Here is a 6,720-nt window from a genome sequence, read left to right on the forward strand (position 1 = left end):
CCTCCGGCACGCCGCTTTTTTTATTCTGCCTGCTTGATCCCAAGCGATTCCAATGCGATTAACGCTGCACCCAATGATCCGCACACCTGCGCATCCGGTGACACGCGCACCTCTGCATTCAGCTTCTTCGAGAGGCATTCAACGACACCCTGATTCTGAGCTACGCCGCCTGTCATCATAAATACCGGTCCCCCACTGGAACGGGATACAAGGCCAGCCGTCTTCTCGGCAATCGCCTTGTTCAGGCCATGGATGATATCCTCCACCGCAACGTTTTCCGCCACGAGGCTTACAACTTCCGACTCCGCAAACACGGTGCACATCGAAGAGATCATCACATCCTTCTTCCACTGCAAACCTTTCTCACTCATCTGCGGCATCGTCAGTCCCATCGCCTGCGCCTGCATCTCCAGAAATCTCCCGGTACCTGCAGCGCACTTATCATTCATGACGAAGTTCTTCACCCTGCCGTCTTCATCGATACAGATGACCTTCGAATCCTGGCCGCCGATATCGATCACCGTACGCACCTGAGGATCCAGAAAATGAGCACCGCGCGCATGACATGTAATTTCAGTCACCGCCCGTCCTTCGATCTCGATCGAGGAACGGCCATAGCCGGTTGTCACAATCCGGGTCAGATCTTCCTGCCTGAGTCCGGCCTGTTCCAACGCGATTGCCAGTGCTTTCTTTGCGCCGTCCACTGCCCCGGACCCGGTTGGGACAATCGCACGCCCAAGAATACTGCACTGTGCATCGAGAATCACGGCATCCGTCGATGCCGATCCGCTGTCGATGCCTGCCGTATATACCGGTCTATTGACATTCTGATTCATCTCTGTCATTTTTTCCTCCAGATCGTCCAGCCCGAGTTCTTCACGGAACGCCTCCAGCCGCGTCCGCAGTTGTCCTTCACTCTGCTGCGTCGCATCGGTTTCAATCTTCAATAACGGCGTCTCTGACGTCTTTTCCTTCAGATAGGCAAAGCTGTAAAAGTCACAGAACTTGATCGTATGAAAGATCGTTCCCAGTACCTTCATGGACTTGTTATCTGCCATATTTTCTGTTTCGCCTGCAATGCCATTGTGCTGCATGCGCATGCAGGGAGCCGGCTGATTGAGCAGATAGTCCGCATACCAGAGAAAGAAACTGTCCCTGTCACCGGCAGGCTTTAACATTGCCCGATTGCCTGTACAGGTCGCATTTTCAACATCGACGCCGGGGAAGATCTTCTCTACCGTCTCCACCAGATCCCCGGACGCATGGGCACCTGCAATCCGGATACAGGTTCCGGTTTTTTCCATTTTCTCTTCTTCCGATGTTCTCTGACGTTCATACGCCTGGATGGCCAGATCCACGTCAAACGTCTTCCAGCGATAGCTGCTGTAGGCACGCTCAAGATCTTCCAGCGCCCCGGCGAAGAGGCGGATCTCCGCCTCACCGTTTTTATGCGGCAGCGGCAGAAGCCACAAAAACTTCATCCTTCCTTCACTGGCAAGCACATCATAAAGGCGCCGCGTCGCATCACAGCAGTCCGTCAGCACCAGCTCATCCACATGTTTCGCCTGAATTTCTTCATAAAGCGCCTTGGCATAGCCGCAGAGATTGGGATGCGTACACGCCTCGGCACAGGCATAGTCCTTCACCACCGGGTCCAGCCGCGCCACCTGGGTACGAAAACCGGCAAACAGTTCCACCGGCGCATATCGACATGCCGTATAGATCATCTTCCATCCTCCAGCATCTCCAGAAATGCCCCAAGACGCGTCGACATCTGACCATCACTCGTATTCTTGCGATCCACACCGTCACCGTTCAGAATCAGCGTCGGATAGCCCGCCGCCTCCAGCTGAGTCTTGGCCAGTGCACTCATGCCGCAGGTCTCCTTGCAGCCCCAGTGACAGAACACAACAATCCCGTCGGCACCAACTTCAGCCGCCATCTGCTCCGCCAGCTTAATCCGATCCGTGGCCGGCCCATTGTAGACATCGTAAACAATCCGGCTCGCCATAAAGCGATACGGATCCTTCTCTTCATAATCAATCCAGGCATCATAGCTCAGCTCTGTCGCCGCCACATGAAAGTCTTCACGGTAGTTGAGCATCTCCATCACCGGCTTCTGCCAGAACGGGTTTGTATGCATCCAGAGAAGGCGGTGCCCGTGATCTTCCGGCGCATTCTTGAAGTCCTCAAGAAGTGCCCGCGCATAGGCAAGTGCCTCCCTGCTTCCTAACGCCGTATGCACCATCAATGCCTCATACAGCTCACTTGTCAGATCACCGGACAGCCACTTCGTCTTCCGATAGGGAATCGAAGCCCTTAACAGACGGATCGTCTCATGAGAGCGCTCAATGGCTTCACGGAAAAGGACTTCGTTCATCTTCGTCCCCGTCTGTTTCTCAATGAACGCAGGCAGCTGTCGCAGCTGATCAGCCACATAGTCAACCGACGCATCATTCTTTGCATAGGGGACATCGATATACATCTGCTCAATGCCCATCTGCTCACTGATAGCACGGAACGTCAGATTATTCGCATCACAGGCAAGCGACGTATTCACAATATATCCCGTCCTGGGAAGCACACCCGTCTCTGCCGCACCCATCAGCACCTTATGGTAGCTGCAGAACGTCGAAGAAATGCCTGCCGCCTCACTCGCCGCAACAAACGGAGCCTCCGCCCCGGCCCCGTTCAGATAAGTTGAAAACATCTCGGCGCACATCGGATGAATGCCGAACGCCTGCAGAATTTCACAGGGCGTAAAGATCGACACCAGTGCCGCCTTCTGCGGATGCGAAAAACCATCCACCATGAATTTCATGCTGGCATCAGCAAGAATCTGCCGACTGTAGGGCCGCCGCGGATCCGGTTTATGTTTCTGATACCAGCCGAATCCCCTGTATGCCGCAAGAATCAGCCGCCGCGCAGCCTTTGGATCCGTTTCCGCCTTATTGCCAACATAGGCACCGAAACGCTCAATCAATGTGCTCATATGTAAATTATTCTAACCCCCAGCGAAAATCACTCGGCCAAATGGAAGCTTTTGAAGATTTCCGCCTCCTTGCCAAGCACCATCACCGAAGCGCCCTTCTCCATCACCGTATCCCCCGTCACATGCATGTTCATGACACCGTCCTTGCGGATACCAAGAACGTTGACCCTGTACACGTTGCGAATACTCAGCGACGCAACCGTCTTTCCATACCAGCTCTCAGGGACCAGAATCTCAAAAATCGCATACTCCCCTTCCAGATTCATGTAATCCGAAACCGACGAAGAGGAAGCCCGGATCGCCGTCTCATTGGCAAGATCACGCTCCGGGAACACGACAACATCGGCCCCGTTGCGCAGCAGAAACTTTTCCTGCGACATGCCGGTTGCCCGGCTGATGACCTTCTTCGCCCCCATCTCATGCAATAGAGACGTCGTCTCCAGAGAACTGATGAAGTCATCCCCGATCGCAACGATGCACACATCATAGTCATTGATGCCAAGTGACTTCAGAAAGTTCTGATCCGTCGAATCACCGATCAGTGCGTTGGTCACATAGCCAAGCACCTTATTAACCCGCTGCTCATCCTTGTCCACCGCCATGACCTGCACATTCAGCTCATTCAGCTTCTGTGCCGTATAGCGTCCGAATCTTCCCAGTCCAATCAACAGAACCGATCGCATCGCATTCTCCTCCTATCCAACCATCACATCTTCCTGCGGATACTGCTGCTCATAGTTGCTGCGGCCGATTGCAGCATAGGCAAGCGTCATACCACCAACACGGCCAATAAACATCAAAGCAATCAGAATCACGTGACTCGACGCACACAGCTTCGTCGTCAGCCCGAGCGTCACACCGACCGTACCAACCGCCGAAGCCGTCTCAAACATACACGCAAGCAGCGGCAGATGATCCAGACGTGAAATGATCATCGAACCACCCAAGAACAACACCAGATACAGCATCAGAACCGTCGCCGCATTGTTGGCACTGCTCTGCGTAATACGCCGCCCGAACATCTTCGGCCGCGACTCACGGTGCATCGCACTCGACAGCCAGCTGAACAGAATCACAGCCGTCGTCGTCTTCATACCGCCAGCGGTCGAACCGGGCGAGCCGCCAATGAGCATCAGAATGATCATCAACATCTGCCCGCTCTCCGACATCGTGGAAAGATCCGCCGTATTGAAACCCGCCGTACGCGCCGTCACCGACTGAAACAGAGACATCCACACCCGCTGGCTGCTCTGCACATCGCCATATTCAAAAAAGAAGAACAAAGCCGCCGGAACCAGTATCAGAACCAGAGACGCAGACAGAATCAGCTTCGTCTGCAGACGGCACCGCGTCAGCCGGAACCTGTTCACCAGCACATCCTGCCACGTCAGAAAACCCAGACCGCCAAGAATGATCAGCGTCATTACAACGATATTGATCACAGGATTATTCGCAAACGAAGTCAGCGAAGAAAAAGCACCTGACTTTGTCCCCATCAGATCAAAGCCCGCATTGCAGAAGGCAGACACCGAATGAAAAACAGCCGCCCCGAGTCCCTTCCAAACACCAAAGACACCGGCAAAAGAGGGCCACATCAACAATGCACCGACCAGCTCAATCAACACCACACTGCGCGCAATGAACTGGGTCAAAGACACCGTTCCACCCGCATGGGGCGAAGAGATCGAATAATTCATCAGTCCACGCTGCATCAGATCGATCTTCTTTCCCGCCGCCAGCGCAATCAGAACCGCAATCGTAACCACACCGACACCGCCAACCTGAATTAGTACAAGGATCACAATCTTCCCGAACAGGGACCAGTACAGCGCCGTATCCTGCAGCACAAGCCCCGTAACGCAGCTTGCCGACGTCGCCGTAAACCAGGCCGTCAGAAATCCTGCCGACTCTCCGCTCGCCGTCGCACACGGCAGCATCAATAGTACCGTACCCATCAGAATCAGCAGCGCAAAGCTGAACGAAATGATCTGAAACGTAGAAACCTTATGGGAATACAGCCATTTTGAAAGAAAACCCACTGCAAGCCCTCCACAGAAGATTATTTTACCGCACACTCATCTAAAAATCGCCCTTGCACATAACTGCCCGTTAGGTTAGAATCGTTACTGCTGATGGCGGCTATGGTGAAGTTGGTTAACACACTGGATTGTGGCTCCAGCACTCAAGGGTTCGAGTCCCTTTAGCCGCCCTGTTACCCTTTTTTGAAAACCGCATATTTATGCGGTTTTTCTTATGCTTTGGCGTAAAGTTACACCAAAAGTTACACCATTTTTGGAAAACAGCATGCGTGTATGATTGAGAAGGCACAAAAAAAGGATGCCCACCATTAGGCAGACATCCGCAGCTCAAAATTGTTGGATTTCTTAAACTGACGCTTTGCTGGTTTTTTCAACGCCAGTAAGATAGACATGGGCGAGTAGCCTGCTCGTCGTGAGAGTGCGATATCGCACGTTCCCGCTCTCTCTGCGGTTCGTTGTAGCGTTAATACTGAAATGGCCCGTCAAATAACGGTACCATAGGTACAAGGATCACCTCCTCTCACTCAGGATCAGATGTGTCGTTCTTGTAGTAGTTGCGGTTGCTGATGCCGATGAGGGCACCAACAAATGTTGCGATCGCACCGATCGTAGCTGTGATCGCCGTAGTATCCCATCCGTAAATCGTGCCGAGTGTGCTGATCAGCGTGATCAGTGCCGGAACTGCAATAAGGCAGATCCATTTCAAAATGTTGTACAGATTATCTGAAAGTTTCATAATGATACCTCTCTTTCATTTCGCGTGCTAATTTCCGATGCGAAACGGAATAAAATCGCTTATTTCGGTGGTTTACACCGTTTTCGCATCGGGTTTAGCTATCTTTAATAGGTAACTTATCGACCTCATCCATGACCTTTTTAGCTGTTCCGTTACCGCCCAGATTAGAGTAAGGGACAAACAGGTAGTCATGAAGATTTTCGTATTCCTCTTTTGTAATTGACCCGCGGGCTATGTATTTCGGCCCCAGATCCATAATGCGATCGTGCCCCAGACCGCGAAGAAGAAACGCCATTTTTTCATACTCTTCGTTGTTTCTGTCTTTCTTCGCATCGGCACGCTGGAGCAGATAGAGAATGATGCTGCATCCGCCTCCTGTGATGAAGGCGGTCAATAATGTCTGCCAGAACAGTGCTGTCATCAGGCGACGATCTCCCTGATCTTTTTGATCTTCTCCGCCAGTGCAGAGGCTTCGGCTTTCGCGGAATCCTTTTCAGATTTCGCTGTTTCAGCCTCTTTGGTGGCCGTCTTGAGCTGAGCGGCCAGTCCTTCCACCTGTGCTTTTAGCGCCGCGATTTCGGCCGCGCTGGCGTCCTCTGCGCCGCTGTCCGCAGCGTCTTCGGCAGTCTTACTATCGACCGCCTTGTTGTAGATGACTGTGATGTCGGCCACTGCCCGGCCGCTTGACTGATAGGTGGCCATCTTTGATCCGTCCCAGTAGAGCATCTGCGCCGATCCGACACCGCCGGACCCGCCATCCATAAAGGCAACAACATCCGCGCCCATACTCTGAAGGGCCTGCCAGATGTACTTCGGCTGGACTGCGCCTTTACTCACGCCATTGCCATAGGTGCCATCCGTGAAGTGCACCACGAAAGCCTGATACCAGGCTGAGGTGTAAGCCTTGGAACCGCGATAGTGCGCATAGCGGATACCGTCGGCAGAGAAGATCG

General features: G+C 53.0%; 7 protein-coding genes and 1 tRNA gene. 1 reads left to right on the forward strand and 7 read right to left on the reverse strand.

What is annotated here, in order from left to right:
- Positions 1-20: 20 nt before the first annotated feature.
- Genes C1714_RS13160 through C1714_RS13175 form a run of 4 tightly spaced genes read right to left on the reverse strand, consistent with a single transcriptional unit; the run spans position 21 to position 5,031 of the window.
- The gene (locus tag C1714_RS13160; protein ID WP_102343657.1) at positions 21-1,727 is read right to left on the reverse strand and encodes an acyl-CoA dehydratase activase; all 1,707 of its coding nucleotides are present in this window, start codon (positions 1,725-1,727) and stop codon (positions 21-23) included.
- Complete coding sequence (locus C1714_RS13165) at positions 1,724-2,992, reverse strand: 2-hydroxyacyl-CoA dehydratase subunit D (RefSeq protein ID WP_102343658.1); 1,269 nt, start codon at positions 2,990-2,992, stop codon at positions 1,724-1,726. Before C1714_RS13165 ends, C1714_RS13160 begins: the two co-directional genes overlap by 4 nt.
- Before the next feature lie 29 nt (positions 2,993-3,021).
- A complete protein-coding gene (locus C1714_RS13170) occupies positions 3,022-3,675 on the reverse strand; it encodes a potassium channel family protein (RefSeq protein ID WP_102343659.1) in 654 nt (217 codons plus the stop codon).
- A 12-nt stretch (positions 3,676-3,687) separates the two neighbouring features.
- On the reverse strand, positions 3,688-5,031 hold the full coding sequence (locus C1714_RS13175; protein ID WP_210115351.1) for a TrkH family potassium uptake protein: 1,344 nt from the start codon (positions 5,029-5,031) through the stop codon (positions 3,688-3,690).
- Positions 5,032-5,127: 96 nt separating this feature from the next.
- Here C1714_RS13175 and C1714_RS13180 point away from each other — a divergent pair.
- A tRNA-His gene (locus C1714_RS13180) sits at positions 5,128-5,201 on the forward strand.
- 350 nt (positions 5,202-5,551) lie between these two features.
- Here the strand turns inward: C1714_RS13180 and C1714_RS13185 are convergent.
- The 3 genes from C1714_RS13185 to C1714_RS13195 all read right to left on the reverse strand — a co-directional run.
- A complete protein-coding gene (locus C1714_RS13185; RefSeq protein WP_102343660.1) occupies positions 5,552-5,767 on the reverse strand; it encodes a phage holin in 216 nt (71 codons plus the stop codon).
- 94 nt (positions 5,768-5,861) lie between these two features.
- The gene (locus tag C1714_RS13190; RefSeq protein WP_102343661.1) at positions 5,862-6,188 is read right to left on the reverse strand and encodes a hypothetical protein; all 327 of its coding nucleotides are present in this window, start codon (positions 6,186-6,188) and stop codon (positions 5,862-5,864) included.
- Positions 6,188-6,720: hypothetical protein (locus C1714_RS13195; protein ID WP_210115352.1), on the reverse strand; the 533-nt coding region annotated here is incomplete at its 5' end. The genes C1714_RS13190 and C1714_RS13195, both read right to left, overlap by 1 nt.

It is taken from the genome of Galactobacillus timonensis (assembly GCF_900240265.1).
Lineage (GTDB): Bacteria > Bacillota_I > Bacilli_A > Erysipelotrichales > Erysipelotrichaceae > Bulleidia > Bulleidia timonensis.

Excerpts from the sequence above, each read along its gene's own strand:
- C1714_RS13170 (WP_102343659.1), bottom strand. The coding sequence starts at position 3,675 with ATGCGATCGGTTCTGTTGATTGGACTGGGAAGATTCGGACGCTATACG.
- C1714_RS13165 (WP_102343658.1), bottom strand. The coding sequence starts at position 2,992 with ATGAGCACATTGATTGAGCGTTTCGGTGCCTATGTTGGCAATAAGGCG.
- C1714_RS13185 (WP_102343660.1), bottom strand. The coding sequence starts at position 5,767 with ATGAAACTTTCAGATAATCTGTACAACATTTTGAAATGGATCTGCCTT.
- C1714_RS13190 (WP_102343661.1), bottom strand. The coding sequence starts at position 6,188 with ATGACAGCACTGTTCTGGCAGACATTATTGACCGCCTTCATCACAGGA.
- C1714_RS13160 (WP_102343657.1), bottom strand. The coding sequence starts at position 1,727 with ATGATCTATACGGCATGTCGATATGCGCCGGTGGAACTGTTTGCCGGT.